Raw genomic sequence first — 24,899 nt, forward strand, 5'->3', positions numbered from 1 at the left:
TTTTATATTGTTGTTATTGATAATGATCCGCTGATAGTAGCTGACGGATTTCACTGGCCATTTGTGGACTACGCCAAGGAAATAGGACTTTTAGGCTGTAATTCGGTTTGAATGGATCTCGTGTGCCGATATTGACTTGAAACTCTAGTTTCATCGGTGTGCGATGAACCTGTTGATTGACATGCGTTCCCATCATTGGATTGCTGATCACAGTGGTCGTGGTTCTAAAGTGATCTTCGACTAAGTTGTAGTGTCCAACGGAAGTGATGTAATCAAAGGGATATTTGACGAGGCGTTGATCTGGCTGATCAAACAGAATAATGGTTTTATCTTGGCTGTTAATCCAAACACCACGGTTTTGGTAGTTAAAAGTTTCTCCTTGACGCTTCAGTTGTTCAGTCATCCCGTCAAAGTAGGTATTTCCATATTCATAAAGGTAGTAAAGGATCACAAACCAGAACAGGTCAAAGCCAAAGAAAATGTAACCGAAAGCACCAAAGGAGAAGATTTTGGCAACGATAAGAAAGATCACGATGGGTAAGACCACACATTTTATAAAGAGCTTAGATTTTTGTGGACGGTGTTCAATGGGTATGATTTTGGGTTTGCTTAATTCAGTCATGGTTGTTTCCCGCATGTTCAATGCAATGCACAATCACCAGCAGATATAAAAAGGTTTATTTTTTATAGGCGTGACTTAGCCATCCACCGTTGGATTGTTTTTGTAAAAATATTGTTTGAATACAGACGAATAATAAAAAATTAGCCGTATCGCCCTCGTTGCAAAGCACAACAAGGTTGAACATGGGGCGAGGCACAAGTTATAAAAAAATGGTACAGCATGAGAAGCTCCTTGAATTTTAAGAAGTTCTGCCATATCACTGCTAAATAATGGTGGCAGAACAAAAGAGGGTTAGCAGACTGGGATCCAAGGAACCAGCACACCCGAAGGTGTCCCCCTTCCGTCCTACCATAAAGATAAAAGGGGGACGAGAAGGTCCACAAAAAATAGACAAGCTATTTTCCGTGCTGGATCAACGGTCTGCTAAAACCGACTGGCAATGTAGGCCAGCGTGCTCATATTAGTTTTATCCAAGAATTTAGTCAATTTCACCATGCGATAAAATTCACATTATCCTTTGGAAAGAATCGAGTTAAGTGGTTGATTTTTCCCATAGGCTCAAATTGAACCCATCGATTTTGCTTATTTTGATTTTATGGATAAGTCTAAAATGTTTATAAGAATAATTATTAGGCTGACATATCCGTCAGCAGATATTTTTAATAAACAGTTTTTCAGCCGTCAGAAATTTAAAACATCTCCAGCAGAATCAATCAATTAATTAATGTTAAGATATGTAAAAAGATCCAATCACAGCGTTGACAGCTCAAGCGATATCCAGTTAAGCTAACTCTACACAGCAAAATCTGTGTTCAGGCGTAGGAAACCTGATATTATCTAGGTGCAAATAAATGTCGCACTTGCGGCTAATTTTTTGTCTACTGTTTAGCAGTCGTTATGGCAGTTTGACAGGACAACCGTAAGGTTGGCTGAGCCTAGATTCAGTATTTCCTACTCCTGTTAAGCTGCCACCATCATCGTAGGAAAATGATGGCGGTAAGTAATTAAACTTATCTAGGACTACTGCTATGAACGCAATTCTTCATGGTGCAAACTCTTGCACACCTAAAAAACAAGCCTCGCAACTGATTGTTGAACTTGGCAAAACTATTTCAAATCCTCAACGTCAAACACTCGCCAATCTTTATATTGCTGTTGACACCGCAAATTCCTTACTCAACGAGCTTGAACAAGCCGATCAAATTATTCGTCAATGCATGCATGAAATGAATGATGAGCAAATTCTTAAAGTCGCAAAGCTCAATCAAAATAACAATTTATCGTCGCTCTGGGCATTTCGTACACATCAACGTCACAAGATGATTGAACGTGCACAACGTGTGCTATTTGGAGCTGGTCATGTCCAAGGCTAAGAAGAATAACAATCTTCTGATTTCGGGAGACTATCCTTTAATTGCTTCGCCGACGCTTGCAAAAGCGTATGGCGTTGCGGCCGCCGGTTTTCTGTAAAAATTTTATTATTATTAATAAAAACAACGAAGAAGAAAATTTTGCTCAAACCACTTATGATGCTATCTAACCTGATTAAAGAAATATTACGAAATCGATTGAGCTCCTCTGATTAAGATATCAATTGTTAATTCCACATTTGATAATTTAGTCTCTGAGTTTAGTGTAGGAACCAACCCAAATATAATAAATCTAATTTTCTACAAAAAGTTGAGATTCTGCGATTATATCGGGTAACACATAATAATTAAGTTCAATCATATCGCATGGTTTTAAAAATACCCTTGTGATTAAGTGCGATTTCTCGTACTAAATCACATTCACCCAAGATATCGCAATTTATTTGCGACTTGCAAAGCTGTTCACTACCTATTTCCTTAGACAGAATCGCAATATCGCACTTATAACAACAATAAAGGATTTAATTCTATGTATACAGATTTATTAATGGTTTCTAATCTTAAATGATTGGATTGAATTAGCTCCATCAAGATTTCATCAAAATATTTCACTTTCCTCAAATGTGAAGGAGCCCCTTTTAATGCCAAAGTTTTTAAGATTCGATTAGTATTCTGTTTGTTACACTTTGCAGTCAGATTTTTAATTAATTTTTCAGCATCACTTTCTTTATCTACTTCAACTTCTGTATATCTGAGCCATTCATTGAGTGAAAATCGAATTACTTCACACGCAACTGATAATATTTCTTTACTGATAAATGCTTTACCTTCAAAGTATGTAAGAACTGTAGCTAACCGTCGTGCAAGCTGACTTGCACGACTAGCAAAAGCTTGTAAATATTCATAACATTTTCCTCGTCCTTGCAAAAGTTCAATTTCATTATAAAATGCGAGGTCAACTTTTTTTGCCTCGTCATCTAACAGAATAACGTAACGTTGATTAGTAGACTCATTTAATAAAAATTTACAACGCTCCCAATACGCAATTAACCTGCAATCTGAACTGGCATCTTTATCTTGGCTTTCTTTATTCTGAAAACGTCTACCCGCTAAATTTTCAGGAACAGTAAGAATAAATCTTGCTAAAAAACCTTGGCCTCGAAGAACTGGATCTTTTAGAGCCTCTATTAAGATTTCCCTTTGTCCTTGCAAATTGAAAGTTAGTCTTACATCATGTGCCCTACCACTACCATTCAAATTAGATTTAGATCTAGTACGTTCAACTGATCCGTCGTCAAATAACTTTGTGAAACTTGCTACGGCTAAGTTACGTGTATCAGACTTCATCGTATGTCCACCAAAAAATTGCCCTGCCTCATCACTTGAAATCGAAGCGTCAATAATTGAGCCGTCAATATATAGACCAAGTAATGACTCAAGAGTAATATCACTAAATATGCTTGATGGGTCTTTGGGCTGATTATTTTCAACTAAAAAAGTCTTTTGTTCTTTTTTTACACAACTTGCTAAAGCATGAGTCCATTCCTGAAAGTTTTTCTGATATGCATCATACTTTCGCCGTTCATGTTCTTTAAGAGCATAATCTGCAAGTCTTTTACTTGTAATTTTTCTACTTCCACTTTGCCCTTCCGTAAGCAAAAATAAAGCACATGGTTCACCATAAATACTATAAAAATTAGGTGCATTTACCTTGCCCTGTGCAATATGCGAAATTGTACCCAGCACACATTGTGCAGCCATCGCAATGGGCGCTTGAACATATTCCGAAATTGCTTCAATAGCTTCTTTAATAATTTGAGGAAATCCATCAATTGGATAATCTAGTCTATCTGCCACAGTAAAAGATCCTGGTTGAATAATACAGCCCCAAGCCTCTGTTGTTTTGACTGTAGAATTAAGGCCATTTTGATCAGAAGAGCTATTTAAACTAAATTCTCCAATTTTAATTTGTTTATCAGAATCATTATCCATTATGGCTAGTATTTTTCCGTTATCAAACATTACAAGATCATCAACTTTTTTAAGAAAAATCTCCCTTACTGCTTAAAATTTATCAGCAGCAAACTTGAATTAAAGTTTTGGAAGGGAGAGAGATTTAATTTTATAAAATCAAATAACTATTTGATTTCACCTATAAATTTCAAAATTTCATTCCGATTCCAACGTAACAAGCGACCATGACGCTTTGGAAGAATTGGACCGGTCTCGTAGATAGCCCATTTTCGTAAAGTCTGAGGCTGAAGTCCTAGAAGTTTTGCTGCTTCTGCCGTAGTACAAAGTAATGATTCTGACTTCATATCGAAGCTCCTTTAAATAACATTACGTACTTTTTAGTTGATTTATGCTGTATTGTTTATCTTCAAGTTTATTTGCTTAAGTTGACAATTGACCTTAAATCATGATCATGAATGAAATCAAAACGTCTCGTATACGAAAAAATGCCATTAACTACCTAAGAACCATTATTTGGTATGAAAATATAAGTATTAACGTGAGTATAAAACGTCGAATCGCTGTTGAAATTAATAAGGCCTTTCGATTAGGGCCTGATCCAACCGAAACAGAAAATTTACTTTTTATAGCGAATGCGAATAGAGTCTCAGAATTTTTTGACCAACAAGAGTCAGCCATTTGGTATAAATATAGTTTAGGCACAACTGCACCAAATAAAAGTACGCTTGAGATTTGCGAGGTAAAAATTCCTGAATCATCTCTCTACTTTCAACATCCTATTTGGAAATTACTTGAAAGATTTCCAACACATGAAGATCTAAAAATATTCTATGCAACCCTACCTAAAAAAAATTTAGATTATTTACTTAAAAAACTTCCTATGGATTTAACTCAATCTAATGCAGGTGATATTTGGAGACAGTGGAAGGGAAAGCCTCAATTCTTCATGCTTGTAAATTTTTTGGATTTTGTTGGATATATCGTATATAGCTATTACAAATGTATATACGAATTAAAATTTGAGCAAGCCAACAATGTACACAAGTTTTTAACACAGAATATTCAGTTTATTTTGGATAATCTTCGATGGTGTTCTGTCTATCTGTTGGATTTACTATTCTTGCATATACGACAACCGAATCAATCAACTATAACAAATTGGATAGAGTTAATATCTCATAGTGAAATAAAAGAATCGATTATTAAAGTAAGAAAAATGAAACGTTTCGTCCGAATGCAACAATCAATGGATGAATTTAAGAAAAGATTTATAGAGCTGCACTATTTAGAGTAAGCCTATTGTTAATCGATAAAAATAACCAATGATTTATAGTTGATTTATTTTGCTTACCATACGCTTACTAATTTTTTAAAATCAAAAAAACACTTAGGATTGGTACACCTAAGTGGTTGTTTTATATGGTGGGCCCAGACAGACTTGAACTGTCGACCAACGGATTATGAGTCCGCTGCTCTAACCAACTGAGCTATAGGCCCTAAACTTTGATCATATACTTGATATGAAAAATGCGACTAGATCTTAATTAAATTTAACTTAAATTACAAGCAGATGATTTTATCAAGTCGCTAAAAAACGAACTAAAACCAAAAACTGCGCTGATTCTATCTGATCTCTGCGTCTGGAGTAAAGATAATATCTGCATATTTTGATCAATTAAGAAACATCCAAATTTCTTTTTAGTGTGGAATATTAGGATATGTATTTTCTAAAAAACTCGCATTACACTGCTGCCATTCATCATTGATTTGTCATGTATTTCTGCCATGAAAAAATTCTTAGGAAAATCTATTTTTAAAGCAACGGGTTGGACATATAATGTCAATCCAGCCATTTTAGAAAACAAACAAGTTATTATTGGCTTTGAACACACCTCAAATCTGGACACCATCCTGTCACTTGCACTATTTGAAATTTTAGAGCTTAAAATCCACACACTCATCAAAAAAGAACTGTTTAAAGGCCCTCTTAAACCGATTCTGGAAAAACTTGGTGGCATCCCTGTTGACCGCAAGGCCAGCAAAGATATTGTCACACAAATGGTTGAGTTGTTTAATCAAAATGATCGTTTCAACCTTGTGATTGCACCTGAGGCAACACGTGCCAAAGATGGCGAAGAACGCAAGCCAATTCGGACTGGTTTCTGGCATATTGCCAAGGCAGCCAATGTACCCATCATCCTGATGTACGCCAATGCCAAAACCAGGCAAGGCGGTATTTTAGGTAAAATTTATCCAACCGACTTGCAGCAGGATTTAGAAAAAATCAAAACCTTGTACGCCGAATATGGCATCGATGTGAAAATTCAATAGCGTTTGTTCTGTTCACGTTAAGATCATCAGGCCAATTTTAAATTTGGAATATTAAATACGGTTGTTTTCAACAAAACCATCGCTATGCTAATATTCCTGCACTTTTTTAAGTTTTAATTTTTTGGAGTTATTTCCATGGCAGGTCATTCTAAATGGGCCAACACAAAGCATCGTAAAGCAAAACAAGATGCCAGCCGTGCTAAAGTCTTTACTAAATATATTCGTGAAATCGTTACAGCAGCGAAACTAGGCGGTGGCGATCCAGCCAGTAATCCCCGTCTGCGTGCTGTGATCGAAAAAGCGCTTTCAGTGAACATGACCCGTGATGCAATCAACCGAGCTGTTCAGCGTGGTGCAGGTGGCGAGGATAATGAAGATTTAAACGAAGTCACTTATGAAGGTTATGGTGTGGGTGGTGTTGCCGTTCTGGTTGAAACCATGACAGACAACTTAAACCGTACTGTGCCAGACGTCCGTCATTGCTTCTCAAAAAATAATGGTAACCTAGGCACATCGGGTTCAGTGGCTTATTTGTTTACCAAACGCGGTGAAATTAGCTTTGAAGATGTGTCTTTAGAAGACAAAATCATGGATGTGGCGCTGGAAGCTGGTGCAGAAGACATCGAAGTTTCTGAAGATGGCATCCTGGTTATTACCACGCCAGAAAGTTTTGGTGATGTACAAGATGCCTTGAATGCTGCGGGTTTGAAGTCCGACAATGCAGAAGTGGTCATGAGTCCATCAACCAAAGCTGAAATCACAGATATTGATCAAGCCAAGCAAATCATGAAAATGATTGATATGTTTGAAGATCTGGATGATGTTCAAAACGTTTATACCAACGTTGAGTTCTCTGAAGATGTTTTAGCTCAACTCGATGCGTAAGCCACTCAGATGAATAAAAAATGCATCTTTTTAGATGCATTTTTTTATAGCTTGTTCAAAAGCTTATAGCAGTTAAATACGTTGTATTCTTTGATCACGAAACTAGAATGTAGTGCAACCACGCTGTCAATCTTGCCAATACGGCGTAACAGGATTTCACTGTAGTCATCCATATTGCGAGCCACCAGTTCCAGAATAAAATCGGCGCTCTGCCCTGTCACTAAAAAGGCATTGGTGACTTCTGGAATATCTTCAATTTCTTGCAGGAATTTATCAAAGGTTTCACTATCATGCTTGCTCAATGAAACTTGTAAAAGAATATGTAAGCTAAAGCCGAGCTTATTAAAATTAATTTCCCGTTTGAGCTGTCCCATCACCTGAGATTCAATCAGGTTCTTGATCCGACGGTGTACTGAACTGACAGATAGGTTAATACGCTCTGACAGTTCATTCAAGTTGACATCCTCATGGGTCAAAATTTCCAGAATCTGTTTATCAAAACGATCTAATTCCATTGTACAGTCCTCAGTCTAAAATTAGGTGGCATCGGAACTGTTCTCTTATGTGTAATTTTGGGGGGGATCAAGGGAAAAACATACGTTTAACTTTTGACCATACTACATAGATAATGTAGACACTATTCCGATAAACTTTTGGCTTATCTTTGTCTCAAGCTCGAAACCAAACTTTTTAAATCACGGTTCAACTGTCTCCCAAAAGTTGAACAACTGGTTTCGATTCCCTTGCGGAACTTATCGTTCCTCACCCTGAAACATAAGATAGCAAAGCTCTTTCATAATTATTTCCCTCTTTTCATTTTTTTTAAAGCAATTTTGAAAATAAATTCCAATTTTTAATTAAAAAAAGGAATTTTCTTTTAGATATTAAACTCATTAATCATTTTTTTCTTATATTTTGTGAAAGATGTCTGTTTTTTTCTCATAAAAAAGCCCTAAACATTTTAGGGCTGATGTATAGCGGAAAATTTACATCCCTCGCCAATCAACACGGGCATTACGCTCAGTGGCATAAATACGCTGTGCATATTGTCCAAGTGGTAAATCCAGTAAATAGTCGTGATACTGCTTTAATTCGTCTGAGAACTGTTCAATATCATCATTTTCCAGTTCCCACGGTGTTCCCTTGATCACCAGCAAGGGTGCAAGGACTGAACAGACCGAAATATCAGCCAAACCCAGACGATCGCCCACCAAATAACGCCCTTGATTATCAATCAGGCGCTGATTTAAATCGGCGATTATCTCTGTCATGCGAATTTTGGAGTTAGCGACTTTTTCGGGATTAAGCTTATAGTTGGTTGAGACCAGACTTTTCAGAATTGGTTTAGAAATTTTTTCAAACTGGCGTAAATAGCCTTGTTCACCCATCATGATTTCAAGCGGATGATCCCCCACTGAAAGCGCCTGTGCCAATGACCAACGTCGGACATGCACACCCAGCTCACCCGAAAATTTATCAATTTCTAAAGCTTGCTCACGTAACTGTTCATCACGTCTTAACAGTGTATGTTCAGGATAGGTTGCATCCAGATATAAGGCGATTTGGGTCGAATCAGCAATCCAGCGTTTACCATCTTTCAGCATTGGCAATAGGTATTGCCCTGACTTGAAATAGGTAAACGCACGATGAAAACCAGGAATTAAATTATGTGCCACATAGTCCAATTCCTTATGATCCAACAACCAGCGAGCTTTTTCACAATAGTGAGACAAAGGAAATTGGTATAAAACCCGCATAGACTCTCCAACTTTATTTTTCTATTCGTTCAAACATAAGGTTTGCCATACTTTAGAAGTAAAAGCGAATCAATACAATGTCCTTTTTTTCCTATCTCCTGTAATTTGGGCGAGATCGATTTTTCATTCCAGCCATGACCTGACTTTGTCATGGCTTTCATGTAAAATCAGCAGCAATTTTTTAAATAACACATTTGTGAGTGGTTTCATGGGTTTTAATTGCGGTATTGTTGGTCTGCCAAACGTAGGTAAATCTACATTATTTAATGCATTAACAAAGGCAGCCATTGCTGCTGAAAACTTTCCGTTCTGTACCATTGAACCCAATACAGGGATTGTACCTGTACCAGATGCACGTCTGGACAAACTTGCGGCGATTGTAAAACCTCAGCGTATTCTGCCAACCACGATGGAATTTGTTGATATTGCGGGTCTGGTTGCGGGCGCATCCAAAGGTGAAGGCCTCGGTAACCAGTTCCTTGCCAACATCCGTGAGACGGATGCGATTGCCCATGTGGTGCGTTGCTTTGAAGATGAAAACGTCATTCACGTGAATGGTAAAATTGACCCGTTGGATGACATTGCCACCATCAACACTGAACTTGCACTGGCTGACCTTGATACTGTTGCTAAAGCATTGTTACGCTTAACCAAAGCAGCAAAAGGTGGTGACAAAGATGCGATTGCAACCAAGGCAGCTTTGGAAAAAATCCAGCCTTTACTGGATGAAGGTAAGCCAGCACGTGCAGCAGACCTTTCTGATGACGAACGTAAGGCAGTCCGTGGTTTTGGTTTAATGACACTCAAACCAACCATGTACATTGCCAATGTGGCGGAAGATGGTTTTGAAAACAATCCACATCTTGACGCCGTAAAAAAATTGGCTGCTGAGGAAAATGCGATTGTGGTACCGCTTTGCAACCAGATCGAAGCTGAAATTTCACTACTGGAAGATGAAGACCGTGCTGAATTTCTGGAAGCGATGGGAATGGAAGAGCCAGGCTTAAACGTGGTGATCCGTGCGGGTTATAAATTACTTGGCCTACAAACCTACTTTACTGCAGGTGTACAGGAAGTCCGTGCCTGGACCGTTAAAGTGGGTGCCACAGCGCCACAGGCGGCAGGTGTGATTCACACGGACTTTGAAAAAGGTTTTATCCGTGCTGAATGTATTGCCTATGATGACTTCATTCAATACAACGGTGAAAACGGTGCGAAAGAAGCGGGTAAATGGCGTTTGGAAGGCAAAACCTATATTGTTCAGGATGGCGACGTATTGCACTTCCGTTTTAATGTGTAATCATTTATAACAATGTAATGGAAAAGACCTTAGAACGATTATTCGCATGAAATACCAACCTACGACGTTTATTGATTTTACTCATACTCGTCGTGTTGGGCATCATTGACCTTGATGGCGTCAAGGCAGTCAATGACACTCAGGCAAATCACTGTGACCAGCGTATTAGAGCATTATTTCAGGAAAGTGGTTTAAAACAACAATACCGCGTGGACTTTAGTATGGGTTTAGCAATCTTGACTGAACTACCTGAAAATCTTGAGGATGCGAGCAAAATCGCAGACCAGCTCATGTATGAGTCAAAGTCTTTGGGTAAATCTCAAACCACCATTCAAAGTTTTACGAATACTGAACCAGCATTTTAGGCTGGGCTCAAACAGCGATTATTTGACGGCACAATAAATAAATTTCTTGTAAGATAATAAAATTCTAGACTTCATATAGGACCACTTCATGCAAGCCATTATTCTGGATACTGAGACACATACACTGAATGGTTTGCCAATCGAAATCGCCTATGCGCCGATTAAAATTGAAAGTGGAAAATTAAGTCTGGATAAGAGCCAAATCTTCGATCAGCTTTATCAGGTCAATCAACCCATTTCCTATGCGGCAATGGCCGTACACCATATTCTGGAATCAGATTTGGTCGATCAGCCCAATTACCGTGAATTCCAGCTACCAGAACAGACGAGCTATATTATTGGACATAATGTGGATTATGATATTGCCGCAATCGCACGCTGCGGGGTTGATACATCCAAACTGAAACCGATCTGCACCCTTGCCCTGGCCCGACATGTTTGGAAAGAGGCGGAAGCACACAATATTTCAGCCCTGATTTATTTAATTTCAAAAGGCAGTGACAAGGCGCGGGAAATGCTTAAGGGTGCGCACCGAGCCGATGCCGATATTATCCTGACAGCCAATATCCTGATGCACATCATTCACCGCCTCAATATTCAGGATATTGAACAACTTTATATTGCTTCAGAAGAAGCTCGTATTCCAAAGAGCATCACTTTCGGCAAACATAAGGGTACTGCCATTCAGGACCTGCCTGCCGACTATATTCAATGGTTACTACGTCAGGATGATCTTGATCCTTATTTACGCAAGGCACTGGAAACTCAGTGAGCCAAATACTCCATAACGTGTCGCACTGTTAGATTATTTTCCACTTACTCCAAACGAGACAATGATATTTAATAAATTGTTAACATTATTGTCATTTATTAACCGTATCTTAATCTCCATCTAGTTTTTGGCTGGGGAGATTCAGAAATGTCACATTTTTTTAAAACAGAACTTGGGCAAAATGCGTTGCAGCAACGCAATATTGAGCTGACCGCACGTCAACGCCGTTTGTTGCTACTGATTGATCACGAAGACTTTCAGGACCTAAACCATGACTATAAACAAAAAATTGCCCCGACAGAACTGGTGCAACAACTGATTGATATGGGTTTATTGGCGCAGCAAGCTACGCAACCCCCAGTAAAAAATGAAATAAAAGAAGATTTAAGTGTTCAAGTCAACGAAGTGAACAGTTCAGAAACATCCGCTATAAAAGAAGTATCTGAAATCAATACTGTTCCTGTCCAGCAGATTCAACCAGAAAATATTTCACTGGAAAAACTCGCTTTTGTTGAAATTCAGCAAGTGATGATTCAGACCTTAACCACCTATTGCGGCTTGATGGCTCGTCCACTGGTACAAAAAGTTCAGTCCATTAAAACGCTACAACAATTGAAAGCGTGTCAAATGCAATGGATTACCTCATTACAGGAATCCCGTATTCCACCAACCCAACTGAATCAAACGCTAAAACTGATTAATTATTCAGTTCAGCATTTATCATGCTGATTTTGTAAAAATGGCTGAATAAAAGCAGAAATCGTTGTTTTAATAAACAATAACGGCCTTAAGCGAAGTTATATACTTTACCTATGTGCTTTTTTTGCCTATGATGTGGCTCGCACGCGCTCATAGCTCAACTGGATAGAGTACAGGTCTCCGAAGCCTGTGGCGTGGGTTCGAGTCCCGCTGAGCGCACCATCTTCTTAAGATACTTCCCTTTCTGTGATCGTTCTGTTTTTAACACGCCATAAACCTGTTTTTCCACTTGGTTTATTCTTTTATATCGCTCAAAATACGCATTCTATTAAATAACGTGAGACGTTCATGACTGATGCTTTGGTGTTGAGCGATTTGTCCAAAACTTATCGTAATGGTTTTCAGGCATTAAAAGGTATTGATTTAACTGTGCCTGAGGGTGAATTTTATGCACTACTGGGTCCAAATGGTGCAGGTAAATCAACCACAATCAGTATCATCAGTTCCTTAACGAAAAAGACATCGGGTTCAGTTGAAATCTTTGGGCATAACCTTGATAGCCACCCCTCACATGCCAAACAATGTCTTGGCGTCGTCCCACAAGAGTTTAACTTTGGTCAGTTTGAAAAAACCTTTGATATTCTGGTGACCCAGGCGGGTTATTACGGTATTCCGAAAAAACTGGCTGAACAACGTGCCGAACATTATTTAGAAAAACTGGGGTTATGGGAAAAGCGTAATATCCAGTCACGCATGCTGTCTGGCGGGATGAAACGCCGCCTAATGATCGCCCGTGCCATGATGCATGAACCCAAACTCTTGATTTTGGACGAACCAACTGCGGGTGTAGATATTGAGCTACGCCGTTCCATGTGGGATTTCCTCACTGAAATGAATGAGAAAGGCACTTCAATCATCCTGACGACACACTATCTGGAAGAAGCAGAAATGCTGTGCCGTCGTATTGCCATCATTGACCGTGGTGTGATTAAGGAAGATACCAGCATGAAAGGTTTCCTTAATCAGTTGAACGAGGAATCTTTTATTTTTGACTTGGCGCAACCGATTGAGCATTTACAACTCGATATTATCGGGTTCAGGTTTAACCTGGTTGATCCTGTGACTTTGGAAGTGACCATGGACAAGGCGCATAACATGAATGACTTGTTCCTAATCCTGCAATCACAGAATATTCAGGTCAACAGTATGCGCAATAAATCCAATCGTCTGGAAGAATTGTTCGTGAAAATGGTCGAGAAGAATCTTGCGGGAGCGAATCAATGAACTTCAATCAGCTTAAAACCGCACTCTGGACTTTGGTTGTTAAAGAAATTCGTCGTTTTATGCGGATTTGGCCACAAACCTTACTGCCACCTGCCATCACCATGAGTTTATACTTTGTGATTTTCGGCAACCTGGTCGGCTCACGTATTGGTGAAATGGGTGGCTTTAGCTATATGCAGTTCATTGTGCCAGGCCTGATTATGATGGCTGTGATTACCAACAGCTATGCCAACGTCTCATCAAGTTTCTTTAGTGCAAAATTTCAAAAAAGTATTGAAGAACTGATCATGAGCCCTGTGCCCTTACACCTGATTCTTTGGGGTTATGTGATTGGCGGTGTAAGCCGTGGTGTGCTGGTTGGCTTGATTGTAACCCTAATGAGCCTGTTCTTTACCCATCTGGAAATTTACAATTTATTTGTGACGGTCTATACCGTCATCATTACTTCGTTGTTGTTTTCACTTGGTGGTTTTATCAATGCCGTTTATGCCAAGTCATTTGATGATATTTCGATTATCCCGACTTTTGTATTGACCCCGCTCACCTATCTGGGTGGTGTGTTCTATGCGATTAGCGCGTTAAGCCCATTTTGGCAAAACCTGTCTTTAATCAATCCAATTGTCTATATGGTCAATGCGTTCCGTTACGGGATTTTAGGACACAGTGATGTCAATGTATCCTTTTCATTGAGCATCGTGACACTATGCTGCGTTGCCCTCTATGCCATTGCCTATCATTTATTAGCTCGTGGTTCAGGAATGCGTGAATGAGTGTTGAACTTTCCTTGTTGGGCAAAGACACCCAATACCCAACTCAATATCAGCCAGAGGTTTTGTTTCCAATTGCCCGCGCTGATTCCCGTCAACAATATGCACATATTGACGGCATTAGTCAGGGTAAGGATTGGTGGCATGTCTTTGAAATTTCATGGTTAAACCAGCTCGGTTTGCCACAGGTGGCGATTGGCCGCATCACCCTGCCAGCCAGCTCCCCCAACCTGATTGAATCAAAGTCGCTCAAGCTATATTTCAACAGCCTGAACTTTACCCAATTTCAGTCAAGAGAAACATTTATTGAAACAGTGGAACGTGACTTGTCTCAGGCTGCTGGTGCAAAGATTGAGCTACAACTGTTTCAGGTCGATGACTTGGCCATTTCCAAACCGACAGGCATCTGTATTGATGAGCTGATTCCTGAACGCCTGTCTGAACACCCAGACTCAAGCTTGCTGCAACTCGACTCAAGCAGTCAGGATCATGTTGAAATTGAACTGTATTCACATCTTTTAAGAAGCAACTGCCCTGTGACAGGCCAACCTGACTGGGGCACGGTTTTTATTCGTCTGCAAGGCAAAAGACCTTGTTATCGCAGTATGTTAGCCTATATTATCTCGTACCGTCAGCATAATGGTTTCCATGAGCAATGTGTTGAGCAAATATTTGCGGATATTTGGCAACTGCTTCAACCAGAAAAGCTGATGGTTTATGCAACCTATACACGCCGCGGGGGGCTGGATATTAACCCGTGCCGTGTATCGGATTTGTCATGGATGCCCGAGCCAATTCGTCTGGCACGACAATAAAACGAATAAATTTGATATAGAGGACGTTCTTCAATGACCAGTTATTTCGGTATTCTTCCATCAGCAGGTTTGAGTCAGGATATTAAACTTGCACAAGCCAACCGTGACAGTAAAGAACCACAATATCCGTTGCGTGACAAAATTTCTCTACAGTTGACTGATGAATTATTAGATAACATGCTGATTAAGCTGGTTCAAAAGTTTCCGCCAAGTGATAAGCGTGACACCACCGAGAAACTTGCAATCAAAATCCGTGGCATTGTTGAGACTTTACTTAAGCAATTATTAGGCAAGGCATCGAACGAGCAGGTTCTTGAATCGTTGTCGTTTATGGAAAAAAGCCTGTTTACTGACAATGATGGTCAACAACGTATTGGTACGGTTCTACCTGATACGCTGGTCGCTGACATGAAAAAAAGCTTTGCAGAAGTCGCTGCTGGAAATGGCAAGGCACAACGTGATGCATTAACCCAGCAATTTAAAACTTTTGCTGATGCATTGACTCACCACTTCATGACCGAATTTAACAAAACGCTGGGTCTGGGCATGATGAAACGCGGTGTTGCGAGCGTTGCAACCAGTGGTGTCGAAACAGCCGTTCACATTGTGATTAACAAGCTCATCCCAGGTTTAAGCCAAGGTGAACTTGAAGTATTTGCAAAACATTTTGATCAGTTATTGGTTCAAAAGTAATTCAGCAAATGATGCAAAAGCGATGGTCATGAAACCATCGCTTTTTATTGGGCGTATGCACTACAGCCCTACTCATCTATTAGGTTGATTTATAGCATTTTATGGTATAAATCCTATGAACAAATTTATTGCCATTTCATTCTATAGATTGAATGCTTATAAATGTCACATTTTCTAAATTTGCACGCTCTAAATCCGCATTTATGTTAGCATTCGCCAAGCATTGATTTCCCGATCTACACTCGCATGGCACCTAGTTCCCAGTATAAATTTCTACGTCAAGCGCCGCGTGACGGCTTGAGCACAGCAACCCAGTTATCCCGTTGGCAACAACTGCATATCGACCCCTGGCTTTGCCTGTTTCTTGTGCTGAATGCTCTGCTGGGATTGACCATTTTATATAGTGCTTCTGCTCAGGATGTCGGCTTGGTTAGCAAGCAGGCCATGAGTTTTGGCATTGGCTTTGTGGTCATGTTCAGTCTGGCACAGATTCCTCCCAAGGTTTATCAGGCATTCTCACCCTACTTTTATATCTTTGGTGTGCTGTCGCTGCTTGCAGTGGTGATTTTTGGTGAAGTGCGTATGGGGGCACAACGCTGGATTGATATTCCTGGTTTCGGTAGCGTCCAGCCCAGCGAATTTATGAAAATTGGCATGCCGATGATGATTGCATGGTTCCTGTCGCGCAAGGCACTACCACCCAGCTTTTCTCAGGTAATTCTGTCTCTGGTTTTGATTGTCATTCCATTTTTGCTGATTGCTGAGCAGCCCGACTTAGGAACTTCATTACTGGTTCTTGCCAGCGGGATTTTCGTCCTGTTTCTAAGTGGCCTGTCATGGCGATTGATTGCGGCGGCAGCAGGTGCTGTGGCCGTGATCATCCCAATTGCATGGGAGTTTTTACTGCATGACTATCAGCGTCAGCGCGTCTTAACCCTTTTTAACCCTGAAGCGGACGCTTTAGGGACAGGCTGGAACATCATCCAGTCAAAAACAGCGATTGGATCAGGCGGGTTCTCAGGCAAGGGCTTTCTGGAGGGAACACAATCCCATCTGCACTTTCTGCCAGAAGGACATACCGACTTTATTATTGCGGCCTATTCCGAAGAGTTTGGCCTGATTGGGGTCAGCCTACTGATTCTGCTCTATTGCGCCATTATTTTCAGAACGTTCCAGATAGGCCTGCAAAGCTTCCATAACTATGGTCGTCTGGTCGCGGGCGCATTTGGTTTGTCCTTTTTTGTTTATGTATTTGTAAACGCTGGCATGGTCAGTGGTATTTTACCTGTAGTGGGTGTGCCTTTGCCGTTTATGAGCTATGGTGGCACTGCAATTATTACCCTTATGTCAACATTTGGACTGGTGATGTCTATTCATACACATCGATAATGAGGAACGATATAAACATTATGTTTCATCAAACTTTAAATAAAACTTTTAAACTTGTTACCTTGAGTGCCAGCCTATTTTTGAGTAGTAACTGGGCGCAGGCAAATGAATTTTTCACTCATCCCAATTATTTTGCATTTAAACAAAAGGCCATGAACACTTATGGCCTGAGCAGTGAGCAGGTAGATGCCGCCATGAGTGGGGCACGCAACCTGCCCAATATCCTGAATATCATGACCCGTCCTGGTGAAAGCAAGCCCTGGTATGAATATCGCTCAATGTTTCTGGTTGAGGGCACTATTCAACGTGGCGCTCGCTTTAAAAGCCAGTATGAAGATGCCCTGAATCGCGCAGAACAGCAGTTTGGTGTGCCTAAGTCGGTCATTCTGGGAATCTTAGGCGTAGAAACAGGTTATGGCGCCAATAAAGGCTCTTTCATCACACGGGATGCGCTTGCAACACTGGCCTTTGGATACCCACGTCGGGCAGACTATTTTGGTGATGAATTGGCAGCACTGATTGCATGGACATATAAGGAAAGCTACCCAACTAATAGCATCGTCGGTTCGTATGCGGGTGCAATCGGCTATCCACAATTCATGCCAAGCAACATTCAAAAGTTAGGCGTTGACTATGATGGAAATGGTCATATTGATCTAAGGAATTCAGCCGTTGATGCAATCGGTTCAATTGCGAACTATTTGGCCCAACATGGCTGGCAACGGGATCGTCCAATTGGCTTCCCCGCCCGCTATCTTGGCAACAATCCAGACAGCATTATTGCCAAGGATTTAACCCTGCCAACTCCGTATGGAGAGCTGAAAAGACTGGGTATTGCGCCTATTGACCCGTTGGTAAAAATAGATGATCTTGATTTAGTAAATGTTATTCAATTACAAGACCAATTTGGACCTATTTATTACATCACCTATCCAAATTTCCAAGTAATCACGACTTATAATAAGAGTCGAATGTATGCCACAGCGGTGTGGTTATTAGGCACTGAAGTCGCAGGAAGATAACCCGATTTTTTAAACAAAATCTGAAAGTCAATAAATTTATGGTTCAAAAAGGGTGTTAAATAATCAAATTTCATATTTTGTTACAATATTGATTATTTTTTAATCTAAAACTGTAAGTTTTTACCCTTTTTGTAACTATTTATCGTTAAAGACTAGACACACTTCGTAAGCGCTGAATATTATCCACCCAAGAAAAGTAATTGCAAAAGTGAATAATTAGACATGTGCACTGTATTTCAATGCTGTTTTGTTGAGATAGAAAAGCATGTTCTCTAGGAGTTTATACAATGCAGTTTTCGCTGAAATATATTCTAGCGCTGACGGCAGGCTTAAGTTTAAGCCCGTTACATGCTGAAATGGTACAATCATCATCATTAACAAATGATGTTGAAGGTTCTAATTTAGCAGCCCGCGTTTTGAGCAAAGATTCTCAAAATTTTAATTCTCGTTTTTCTAACGTCAATAGTCTTTCAATCACTGAGAGTTCTGGTGACAAAGTACGTCGCCAAACAATTGCTGCTAAAATTGATATCCCTGAAGAAGAGCCTTCAGTGATTGAAAAACTTAACACTGTTGCGTCTAATACCGTACGTAAGTTTAGCCAAACTGGCGTAGCATCATGGTATGGTCGTCAATTTCATGGTCGTAAGACTGCAAGCGGTGAAACATTCGACATGAATGGTTTAACTGCTGCTCATCGTAGCCTGCCATTGAACTGTTACATTCGTGTGACCAATAAAGACAACGGTAAAAGCGTTGTAGTTAAGGTTAACGATCGTGGTCCATTCCATGGTAACCGTGTATTAGATTTATCTTATGGCGCAGCTAAGCAACTCGGTGTTACCAATGCCGGCACTGCGAAAGTAAGTATAGAACGCGTTGATGGTCCAAATTCTTAATTCAGGTTCATCAATTCGATAAAAAGCCACCTTGTGTGGCTTTTTATGTTTTAGGTTTCCAAAACTTTTATTTTCTTTAATTAGAGACATCATTTCCTTATCATTCCCAAGAATCATTTTGACCCTCTCGCTTTTCTTCGGTATATTCAAAAAAACATAGTCGCATAGCAAGGAGAGCGCTGTGAAATCAATTACTGAATGGTTTGATGAATATAGTGACAGCCATCAAGACCAAACCAATAAAAAAATTCACTGGGTCTGCGTTCCAGCCATTCTTTTTTCAATCATTGGGATTCTTGCTCACTTTAGCACGCTACTCACCGCCCTGCTGCTTGTACTGACCCTGGTCTTTTATGCCCGTCTGGATATTGTACTGGCAGTGGCAATGGCCGCGCTATTGGCAGTCATGGCATGGCTGATTGTAATTCTGCCTGTAGGGGTAGGTTTTTATATTGGCGTTTTTGTGGTTGCCTGGATTGGACAGTTTTATGGGCACAAAGTAGAGGGCAAAAAGCCATCATTCTTCAAGGACCTGCAATTCCTTCTGATTGGCCCAGTATGGTGCATGGACGCTTATCTGGCTAAAGTCCTACCTAAATGGAAATCTCGTCAAAAATTGGCGCTTACAAGCTGATTTAGCGCATGTTAGGTTCATCAGGATTCAAGGAAGATGTCATTGATACATTCTTCCTTGATATTTTAGCCATCCATCAATGTGTTTTCCTTGAGGATCATGGTGGGTCCAGTGAATCACCCCACCTTTTTGGTTGTACTCATATTCACCATAAAACTCAACCTTATCGCCTTTTTTAAGTCCCTCAATTTTTGGCGCCAAATCAATGTTGTGGGCAATCAACACAGTCAATCCGTTCTCAAGTTGTAAAATCATTTTTTGATGTTTTGAACCTTGATCGTCATCTGGCAAAATTGCTTTTATTGTTCCCTGGGCTTGAACCTGAATATTACTCCGTTGCTGTTGATACGCCTGCATGATCTTCTGTTGATCATCTAGGACTAAATTGGTAGAAGGTGGCAGAGCTGAGCCATTGGTTGTATTTTGTTTTTGCTTGAAATCCAATCCCAAATAAGCAGCAATAAGAAAAACCATCACGATGATAATTAAATTATTTTTTTGAGTTTTCATATCCACCTTTTTATCAAACACACCATAGCAAAATGCCAATCATATTGATTGGCATTTTGATCATACAATGTCTATGTCGCTTAGAATAGACGATTCATACCATTTAACGCAGCCACACGATAGGCTTCAGCCATGGTTGGATAGTTAAATGTTGTTTCAACAAAATACTTCAAGGTATTGTCTGGACTATGCATAACCACCTGCCCAATGTGGATAATCTCTGCTGCATTATTACCAAAGCAGTGAATACCCAAGACTTCCAAAGTATCGCGGTGGAATAGAATCTTTAATTCACCTACCGTATCACCCGTAATCTGTGCACGGGCCAAGTGACGGAAAGATGCCTGCCCTACTTCATAAGGGACTTTCTCATCGGTAAGCTGTTGTTCAGTCTTACCAATCGATGAAATTTCTGGAATGGTATAAATTCCTGTCGGGACATCCTTGATCGGTTTAACGTTCTTCTCGCCCACCATATTCGCCCCAGCACAGCGTCCCTGGTCGTATGCAGCCGATGCCAACGATGGCCAGCCAATGACATCACCCGCAGCATAAATATTATCAACTTCGGTTTGATATTGGTCATTGACCATAAGCTGACCGCGACTATTTGGAACAAGACCTACATTTTCCAAGCCAAGGCCATCAGTATTACCTGAACGGCCGTTACACCACAGGATTGCATCCGCCTTGATTTTTTTGCCACTGAGCAAATGCATTACCACGTGGTCATCAAAGGTTTCTAAACGATCAATTTGCTCATTATGGCGAATCAGGACACCTTGCTCACGCAAGTGGTAAGACAATGCATCGGCGATTTCATCATCCAGATAGCTTAAAAGTTTATGCTGGGTATTAATCAAGTCAACTTTATGGTCCAGCCCAATGAAAATGGAGGCATATTCACAGCCAATCACCCCTGCACCGTAGATAATGATTTTATGGATCGCGTAATCCAGATCAAGGATTTTATCTGAATCAAACACACGGGGATGGTTAAAGTCTAATTCTTTCGGTTGATATGGACGGCTACCTGTTGCGATCACGATTTGTTTACAGATAATGCTATCCTTAATGCCATCCTGACCAAAAATCAGGACGGTGTTTTTATCCTGAATATAGGCACGACCATGAAAGACCTCAATTTTGTTGCGGTCATAAAAACGGGTATGTGTATCGACTTGCTGCTGAATCACTTTATGCGCATTACGCAGCACCTGTTTCATGGTGAACTGTTTCCATTCACCTACTTTTTGAAACATTGGATCACGCTGATAACGGATAATACTGGAAACCGTTTGACGTAATGCTTTACTCGGAATTGTTCCCACGTGTGCACAGTTACCACCGAGTTGATCACGAACATCAACAATTGCAACACGTTTACCTGCTTTTGCAAGCTTCATTGCCGCGCCTTCACCCGCAGGGCCAGAACCGAGAACAACTGCATCAAACTTCACAATATTCCCACCAATGACCTCTTTCTTACGTGGCATTCAAAGCTCCTTTCATTGTTGCTGTTACTTCTAAATATATGATAACTAATATGCGGCGAATTAATGTATTTCTCAACCATATATTTTAAATATTGACATTTTCAAAATGAATACCTGTTTCTACTACAAACTTGACTATAATAATGCAGTCTTGATCGGTTCAATAATTAAGGGAAAAGTGAAATATGTCTGAACACCGTAAACCTGAACAGGGTATAAAACTTCGTGGCGCAGAAAAAGTCGCAAGAATTCCTGTAAAAGTGATTCCTACGGTTGAAGTACCTCGTAAGCCAGACTGGATTCGTGTCAAGATGGCCGCACCAGAAGAGGTTCAGCGTATTAAAACCACCTTGCGCGCACAAAAACTCCATACTGTTTGTGAAGAGGCGGCCTGCCCTAACCTGCCTGAATGTTTTGGGGGTGGTACAGCAACCTTTATGATCATGGGCGACATCTGTACACGTCGTTGCCCATTCTGTGACGTTGCACATGGTCGACCAAATGCACTTGATCCTGATGAACCTCGTCATATGGCGGAAACTATTTCAAATTTGGGTTTGAAATATGCGGTTATCACCTCTGTAGATCGTGATGATCTGTTAGATGGTGGTGCTCAACATTTTGTGGATTGTATTAAACAAGCTCGCGCTTTGAGTCCAAAAACTTTATTAGAAATTTTAGTTCCTGATTTCCGTGGTCGTATGGATATTGCCTTACGCATCATGACAGAATGTCCACCCGATGTTTTTAATCATAATATCGAGACCGTTCCTCGCTTATACAAAGCAATGCGTCCAGGTTCTGATTATCAGCACTCTCTTAATCTATTGAAAATGTTTAAGGAATATTGTCCTGATGTGCCAACCAAATGTGGTTTGATGGTTGGAATTGGTGAGACTGAGGAGGAAGTGATTTCTTTACTTGATGATCTTCGCGCTCATGATGTGGACTACGTAACAATTGGTCAATATTTACAACCATCTAAGCAACACGCGCCAATTGATCGCTTTGTGACACCAGAAGAATTTGAACGTTACGCTGAACATGGTCGTAAATTAGGCTTTAGAAACATTTGGTCAGCGCCAATGGTTCGTTCAAGTTACTTCGCCGATCGCCAGTATTATGGTGAACCTGTTCCAGCAGTACGCCGTAAAGTTGACCCTGCCAAGAAAATTGCAGTTCAGGCGATTGAGGCTTAATCAAGTTTATATAAATTAAAAAAGGGAACAATCATGTTCTCTTTTTTAATTTTTGATATGAGATAATCCAATTTTAAAAAATAATTTCTGTGAACTAACTAACGTTTCTTAACGAGCGTGAATTCCTCGTGAATAATTACCAATCGACACGCTACTACCAAAAAATCACTTAAAAACATTAATTTACTTTATACCCTAGTCCGCATAACCTGATTGGAGTAGAAGTGAATTTCAAAAAATTGTGATTTGTATTTTTAAACTTAATACATCCATCTTTTTTGGAATTTCCTCCAAACAAAAATGAATATCAAGAAGCATTGTCAATTTAAACCGTTCATTGGAAGACGACTTCTTATTATAAATAACTTTGAGATCAGGATAGACACATGAATAAGAAAATTACAGCTTTGACTGTTACTGCATTAGCAAGCTTTGCATTGTTAGGTTGTAATAGTGATTCAGACAACGATACCGAGTCGTCAAATGTGAATACTGGCGATACTTTAATTCTAACTGCCAATGGAATGATTAGTTCAGTCGATAGATCAATGCCTGACAAGGTTGTGTCTAACCGCAAGATTAAAGGATTAATGTCTGGAGATGAACTGGTAGGTATTGATTACCGCCCTAAAGACGGCAAACTTTATGCTGTTGGTCTACAGGCGAACTTATACACTTTAAATCCAAACAATGGCGAAGCAATTTTTCTGAGAAAACTCATCGCCGACCCGAGCGATACTACAGATGGAAATGCATCTTTCACACAAATTATGGGTGATGCCAACCTTATCACTGTTAATTTTAACCCTGCTGCAGATCGCCTACGTGTAATTTCTAACACAGGACAAAACTTGCGTATCAATGTTGATACTGGTGCAACCATTACAGATGGCACGATTAATTTAGCCACAGGTAGTGCAGCAGTTGTTGCAGGCGCTTATACCAATGCCTTTGCTGGCACAGGTTCAACCAAACTATATAGCATTGACCAAAATAGTGATCGCATTTATCTTCAAAATGCGAACGCAGGTACATTAGGCAATTCTACGGCTTTGGGTGCAGATATTAATACAAACGGCGGTGGCGGTTTTGATATAGACCCTGTCAACAATGTCGGTTTTGCCGCACTCAAACTCGCATCAGGCAATTATAAATTTTTTAAACTTAATCTAGCTAATGTCGGCACCTCAAGCGATGCTGTTTTTGAATCACATGACCTGAATAATAGTTTTAATAGCATGGGGATTCGTGGCATTGCATTAAAACGTTCAACCGATGCCACAGCTCAAGGCTATGGTTTAACAGCAAACAATAAACTGCTTAGCTTCGCTATTACTAATCCAAATACTGTAACTGAAAAGAGCCTCACTGGATTGCTTGTAGATGAGAAATTTATCGGTATAGACTATCGTTTTAGAACCTCAACTGATAATTCTGGCAAGCTATATGGATTAACCAATAAAGGGAATTTGTATACGATCAATACAGACACTGGTTTAGCAAGCCTCATCACTGCACTCAAACCAGCTACTGGCAGCACTTTCACAAACCTAGATGGTACAAGTTTCGCAGTTGATTTCAACCCTACAGCAGATCGACTCCGCGTAATCAGCAATACTGGACAGAACTTAAGAATTAACGTCGATACTGGCGATACTATAAAAGATGGCGATATTAACGGAATTTCTGAGGCTAAAGTTACTGCAGCTGCATATACCAATAGTTTCGCTACACCTATCGCGATGTTAGCTACAGAACTATTTGATCTGGATCAAACAGGCAAAACTCTCACTAAACAGAATCCACCAAACGCAGGCACATTAAACCTGATCGGTAATTTAGGAATCAACTTAGGTATAGACAATGGTTTTGATATTGCTGGTGGTGACAATGGCTTAGCTTTAGCGACTGTGGCAGGTGAAACTGGACCATCTGTACTTTATCGAGTCGACTTAAATAGCGATACAACAATTACAACACCTAGAGCACGTTTAGCTATCAGTGTAGATGGAACACCAAATTTAGCAGCTTCAACTATTGGTGGTAACACCACTCCGCAAGTCATCGACCTAGCGATCTTGCTTAAATAAGCTGAAATCAAAAAAACCGCATCATT

25 protein-coding genes and 2 tRNA genes are annotated in these 24,899 nt (G+C 40.1%); 19 read left to right on the forward strand and 8 right to left on the reverse strand.

Going from position 1 to position 24,899, the window contains the following annotated elements; genetic code table 11:
- Positions 1-13 precede the first annotated feature (13 nt).
- The gene (locus F967_RS08145; protein WP_004682300.1) at positions 14-622 is read right to left on the reverse strand and encodes a sortase family protein; all 609 of its coding nucleotides are present in this window, start codon (positions 620-622) and stop codon (positions 14-16) included.
- Between the two features lie 1,028 nt (positions 623-1,650).
- Between F967_RS08145 and F967_RS08150 the strand changes: the two genes are divergently transcribed.
- Positions 1,651-1,995 carry a hypothetical protein gene (locus tag F967_RS08150; protein WP_004682302.1) on the forward strand — a complete coding sequence of 115 codons (345 nt, stop codon included), beginning with the start codon at positions 1,651-1,653 and terminating at the stop codon, positions 1,993-1,995.
- 498 nt (positions 1,996-2,493) lie between these two features.
- On the opposite strand, the gene F967_RS08160 is transcribed toward F967_RS08150, so the two are convergent.
- Together F967_RS08160 and F967_RS08165 are read right to left on the reverse strand one after the other, a co-directional pair.
- Entirely contained in the window at positions 2,494-4,014 is a 1,521-nt protein-coding gene (locus tag F967_RS08160; protein ID WP_228127274.1) for a DUF3987 domain-containing protein, read from the reverse strand.
- 116 nt (positions 4,015-4,130) lie between these two features.
- On the reverse strand, positions 4,131-4,310 hold the full coding sequence (locus tag F967_RS08165; RefSeq protein ID WP_004679659.1) for a helix-turn-helix domain-containing protein: 180 nt from the start codon (positions 4,308-4,310) through the stop codon (positions 4,131-4,133).
- A gap of 101 nt (positions 4,311-4,411) precedes the next feature.
- On the opposite strand from F967_RS08165, the gene F967_RS08170 reads away from it, so the two are divergent.
- On the forward strand, positions 4,412-5,260 hold the full coding sequence (locus F967_RS08170; RefSeq protein ID WP_004679660.1) for a hypothetical protein: 849 nt from the start codon (positions 4,412-4,414) through the stop codon (positions 5,258-5,260).
- A gap of 126 nt (positions 5,261-5,386) precedes the next feature.
- On the opposite strand, the gene F967_RS08175 is transcribed toward F967_RS08170, so the two are convergent.
- Positions 5,387-5,463 (reverse strand) — tRNA-Ile (locus tag F967_RS08175).
- Positions 5,464-5,751: 288 nt separating this feature from the next.
- On the opposite strand from F967_RS08175, the gene F967_RS08180 reads away from it, so the two are divergent.
- Both F967_RS08180 and F967_RS08185 read left to right on the forward strand, forming a co-directional pair.
- Complete coding sequence (locus F967_RS08180; RefSeq protein ID WP_004799270.1) at positions 5,752-6,297, forward strand: 1-acyl-sn-glycerol-3-phosphate acyltransferase; 546 nt, start codon at positions 5,752-5,754, stop codon at positions 6,295-6,297.
- Between the two features lie 135 nt (positions 6,298-6,432).
- Entirely contained in the window at positions 6,433-7,182 is a 750-nt protein-coding gene (locus F967_RS08185; RefSeq protein ID WP_004679662.1) for a YebC/PmpR family DNA-binding transcriptional regulator, read from the forward strand.
- Between the two features lie 44 nt (positions 7,183-7,226).
- On the opposite strand, the gene F967_RS08190 is transcribed toward F967_RS08185, so the two are convergent.
- Positions 7,227-7,697, reverse strand: coding sequence for an Lrp/AsnC family transcriptional regulator (locus F967_RS08190; RefSeq protein WP_004661600.1), 471 nt, complete (start codon positions 7,695-7,697; stop codon positions 7,227-7,229).
- A 471-nt stretch (positions 7,698-8,168) separates the two neighbouring features.
- Positions 8,169-8,939 carry a glutathione S-transferase family protein gene (locus tag F967_RS08195; protein ID WP_004799273.1) on the reverse strand — a complete coding sequence of 257 codons (771 nt, stop codon included), beginning with the start codon at positions 8,937-8,939 and terminating at the stop codon, positions 8,169-8,171.
- 208 nt (positions 8,940-9,147) lie between these two features.
- Between F967_RS08195 and ychF the strand changes: the two genes are divergently transcribed.
- The 13 genes from ychF to F967_RS08260 all read left to right on the forward strand — a co-directional run bounded on the left by ychF (position 9,148) and on the right by F967_RS08260 (position 19,578).
- Complete coding sequence (gene ychF / locus F967_RS08200; RefSeq protein ID WP_004679664.1) at positions 9,148-10,239, forward strand: redox-regulated ATPase YchF; 1,092 nt, start codon at positions 9,148-9,150, stop codon at positions 10,237-10,239.
- Positions 10,240-10,310: 71 nt separating this feature from the next.
- Complete coding sequence (locus tag F967_RS08205) at positions 10,311-10,604, forward strand: nucleotidyl cyclase domain-containing protein (RefSeq protein ID WP_228127135.1); 294 nt, start codon at positions 10,311-10,313, stop codon at positions 10,602-10,604.
- A gap of 88 nt (positions 10,605-10,692) precedes the next feature.
- On the forward strand, positions 10,693-11,376 hold the full coding sequence (locus F967_RS08210; protein WP_004679666.1) for a 3'-5' exonuclease: 684 nt from the start codon (positions 10,693-10,695) through the stop codon (positions 11,374-11,376).
- A 147-nt stretch (positions 11,377-11,523) separates the two neighbouring features.
- A complete protein-coding gene (locus F967_RS08215) occupies positions 11,524-12,105 on the forward strand; it encodes a hypothetical protein (protein ID WP_004679669.1) in 582 nt (193 codons plus the stop codon).
- Between the two features lie 116 nt (positions 12,106-12,221).
- Positions 12,222-12,297 (forward strand) — tRNA-Arg (locus F967_RS08220).
- Positions 12,298-12,423: 126 nt separating this feature from the next.
- On the forward strand, positions 12,424-13,359 hold the full coding sequence (locus F967_RS08225; RefSeq protein WP_004679671.1) for an ABC transporter ATP-binding protein: 936 nt from the start codon (positions 12,424-12,426) through the stop codon (positions 13,357-13,359).
- Entirely contained in the window at positions 13,356-14,129 is a 774-nt protein-coding gene (locus F967_RS08230; RefSeq protein WP_004679673.1) for an ABC transporter permease, read from the forward strand. Before F967_RS08225 ends, F967_RS08230 begins: the two co-directional genes overlap by 4 nt.
- Positions 14,126-14,941 (forward strand): NADPH-dependent 7-cyano-7-deazaguanine reductase QueF, encoded by an 816-nt coding sequence (queF, locus tag F967_RS08235; RefSeq protein ID WP_004757862.1) that lies wholly within the window; start codon positions 14,126-14,128, stop codon positions 14,939-14,941. Before F967_RS08230 ends, queF begins: the two co-directional genes overlap by 4 nt.
- A 33-nt stretch (positions 14,942-14,974) precedes the next feature.
- Positions 14,975-15,634 carry a hypothetical protein gene (locus F967_RS08240; protein WP_004679678.1) on the forward strand — a complete coding sequence of 220 codons (660 nt, stop codon included), beginning with the start codon at positions 14,975-14,977 and terminating at the stop codon, positions 15,632-15,634.
- 246 nt (positions 15,635-15,880) lie between these two features.
- Entirely contained in the window at positions 15,881-17,023 is a 1,143-nt protein-coding gene (rodA, locus tag F967_RS08245; protein ID WP_004761269.1) for a rod shape-determining protein RodA, read from the forward strand.
- 20 nt (positions 17,024-17,043) lie between these two features.
- Positions 17,044-18,045: a lytic murein transglycosylase B gene (gene mltB / locus F967_RS08250; RefSeq protein ID WP_004682314.1), complete on the forward strand. Its 1,002-nt coding sequence runs from the start codon at positions 17,044-17,046 to the stop codon at positions 18,043-18,045.
- Between the two features lie 287 nt (positions 18,046-18,332).
- A complete protein-coding gene (locus F967_RS08255) occupies positions 18,333-18,944 on the forward strand; it encodes a septal ring lytic transglycosylase RlpA family protein (protein WP_004679681.1) in 612 nt (203 codons plus the stop codon).
- Positions 18,945-19,125: 181 nt separating this feature from the next.
- Positions 19,126-19,578 carry an Mpo1 family 2-hydroxy fatty acid dioxygenase gene (locus F967_RS08260; protein ID WP_004682320.1) on the forward strand — a complete coding sequence of 151 codons (453 nt, stop codon included), beginning with the start codon at positions 19,126-19,128 and terminating at the stop codon, positions 19,576-19,578.
- A gap of 39 nt (positions 19,579-19,617) precedes the next feature.
- On the opposite strand, the gene F967_RS08265 is transcribed toward F967_RS08260, so the two are convergent.
- Complete coding sequence (locus tag F967_RS08265) at positions 19,618-20,088, reverse strand: DUF3465 domain-containing protein (RefSeq protein WP_004679684.1); 471 nt, start codon at positions 20,086-20,088, stop codon at positions 19,618-19,620.
- An 80-nt stretch (positions 20,089-20,168) separates the two neighbouring features.
- The gene (gene sthA / locus F967_RS08270; RefSeq protein ID WP_004679686.1) at positions 20,169-21,584 is read right to left on the reverse strand and encodes a Si-specific NAD(P)(+) transhydrogenase; all 1,416 of its coding nucleotides are present in this window, start codon (positions 21,582-21,584) and stop codon (positions 20,169-20,171) included.
- Positions 21,585-21,769: 185 nt separating this feature from the next.
- On the opposite strand from sthA, the gene lipA reads away from it, so the two are divergent.
- On the forward strand, positions 21,770-22,783 hold the full coding sequence (gene lipA, locus F967_RS08275; RefSeq protein ID WP_004799279.1) for a lipoyl synthase: 1,014 nt from the start codon (positions 21,770-21,772) through the stop codon (positions 22,781-22,783).
- Positions 22,784-23,169: 386 nt separating this feature from the next.
- Positions 23,170-24,873 carry a DUF4394 domain-containing protein gene (locus F967_RS08280; protein WP_004799281.1) on the forward strand — a complete coding sequence of 568 codons (1,704 nt, stop codon included), beginning with the start codon at positions 23,170-23,172 and terminating at the stop codon, positions 24,871-24,873.
- The last annotated feature ends 26 nt before the right edge of the window (positions 24,874-24,899 follow it).

The organism is Acinetobacter sp. CIP 102637, from assembly GCF_000368425.1.
In the GTDB taxonomy this organism is placed as follows: Bacteria; Pseudomonadota; Gammaproteobacteria; order Pseudomonadales; family Moraxellaceae; genus Acinetobacter; species Acinetobacter parvus.

What these genes read in the sequence shown, in the direction of transcription:
- F967_RS08145 (WP_004682300.1), bottom strand. Translation starts at nt 622, where the DNA reads ATGACTGAATTAAGCAAACCCAAAATCATACCCATTGAACACCGTCCA.
- F967_RS08150 (WP_004682302.1), top strand. Translation starts at nt 1,651, where the DNA reads ATGAACGCAATTCTTCATGGTGCAAACTCTTGCACACCTAAAAAACAA.
- F967_RS08160 (WP_228127274.1), bottom strand. Translation starts at nt 4,014, where the DNA reads ATGTTTGATAACGGAAAAATACTAGCCATAATGGATAATGATTCTGAT.
- F967_RS08165 (WP_004679659.1), bottom strand. Translation starts at nt 4,310, where the DNA reads ATGAAGTCAGAATCATTACTTTGTACTACGGCAGAAGCAGCAAAACTT.
- F967_RS08170 (WP_004679660.1), top strand. Translation starts at nt 4,412, where the DNA reads ATGATCATGAATGAAATCAAAACGTCTCGTATACGAAAAAATGCCATT.
- F967_RS08180 (WP_004799270.1), top strand. Translation starts at nt 5,752, where the DNA reads ATGAAAAAATTCTTAGGAAAATCTATTTTTAAAGCAACGGGTTGGACA.
- F967_RS08185 (WP_004679662.1), top strand. Translation starts at nt 6,433, where the DNA reads ATGGCAGGTCATTCTAAATGGGCCAACACAAAGCATCGTAAAGCAAAA.
- F967_RS08190 (WP_004661600.1), bottom strand. Translation starts at nt 7,697, where the DNA reads ATGGAATTAGATCGTTTTGATAAACAGATTCTGGAAATTTTGACCCAT.
- F967_RS08195 (WP_004799273.1), bottom strand. Translation starts at nt 8,939, where the DNA reads ATGCGGGTTTTATACCAATTTCCTTTGTCTCACTATTGTGAAAAAGCT.
- ychF (WP_004679664.1), top strand. Translation starts at nt 9,148, where the DNA reads ATGGGTTTTAATTGCGGTATTGTTGGTCTGCCAAACGTAGGTAAATCT.
- F967_RS08210 (WP_004679666.1), top strand. Translation starts at nt 10,693, where the DNA reads ATGCAAGCCATTATTCTGGATACTGAGACACATACACTGAATGGTTTG.
- F967_RS08215 (WP_004679669.1), top strand. Translation starts at nt 11,524, where the DNA reads ATGTCACATTTTTTTAAAACAGAACTTGGGCAAAATGCGTTGCAGCAA.
- F967_RS08225 (WP_004679671.1), top strand. Translation starts at nt 12,424, where the DNA reads ATGACTGATGCTTTGGTGTTGAGCGATTTGTCCAAAACTTATCGTAAT.
- F967_RS08230 (WP_004679673.1), top strand. Translation starts at nt 13,356, where the DNA reads ATGAACTTCAATCAGCTTAAAACCGCACTCTGGACTTTGGTTGTTAAA.
- queF (WP_004757862.1), top strand. Translation starts at nt 14,126, where the DNA reads ATGAGTGTTGAACTTTCCTTGTTGGGCAAAGACACCCAATACCCAACT.
- F967_RS08240 (WP_004679678.1), top strand. Translation starts at nt 14,975, where the DNA reads ATGACCAGTTATTTCGGTATTCTTCCATCAGCAGGTTTGAGTCAGGAT.
- rodA (WP_004761269.1), top strand. Translation starts at nt 15,881, where the DNA reads ATGGCACCTAGTTCCCAGTATAAATTTCTACGTCAAGCGCCGCGTGAC.
- mltB (WP_004682314.1), top strand. Translation starts at nt 17,044, where the DNA reads ATGTTTCATCAAACTTTAAATAAAACTTTTAAACTTGTTACCTTGAGT.
- F967_RS08255 (WP_004679681.1), top strand. Translation starts at nt 18,333, where the DNA reads ATGCAGTTTTCGCTGAAATATATTCTAGCGCTGACGGCAGGCTTAAGT.
- F967_RS08265 (WP_004679684.1), bottom strand. Translation starts at nt 20,088, where the DNA reads ATGAAAACTCAAAAAAATAATTTAATTATCATCGTGATGGTTTTTCTT.
- sthA (WP_004679686.1), bottom strand. Translation starts at nt 21,584, where the DNA reads ATGCCACGTAAGAAAGAGGTCATTGGTGGGAATATTGTGAAGTTTGAT.
- lipA (WP_004799279.1), top strand. Translation starts at nt 21,770, where the DNA reads ATGTCTGAACACCGTAAACCTGAACAGGGTATAAAACTTCGTGGCGCA.
- F967_RS08280 (WP_004799281.1), top strand. Translation starts at nt 23,170, where the DNA reads ATGAATAAGAAAATTACAGCTTTGACTGTTACTGCATTAGCAAGCTTT.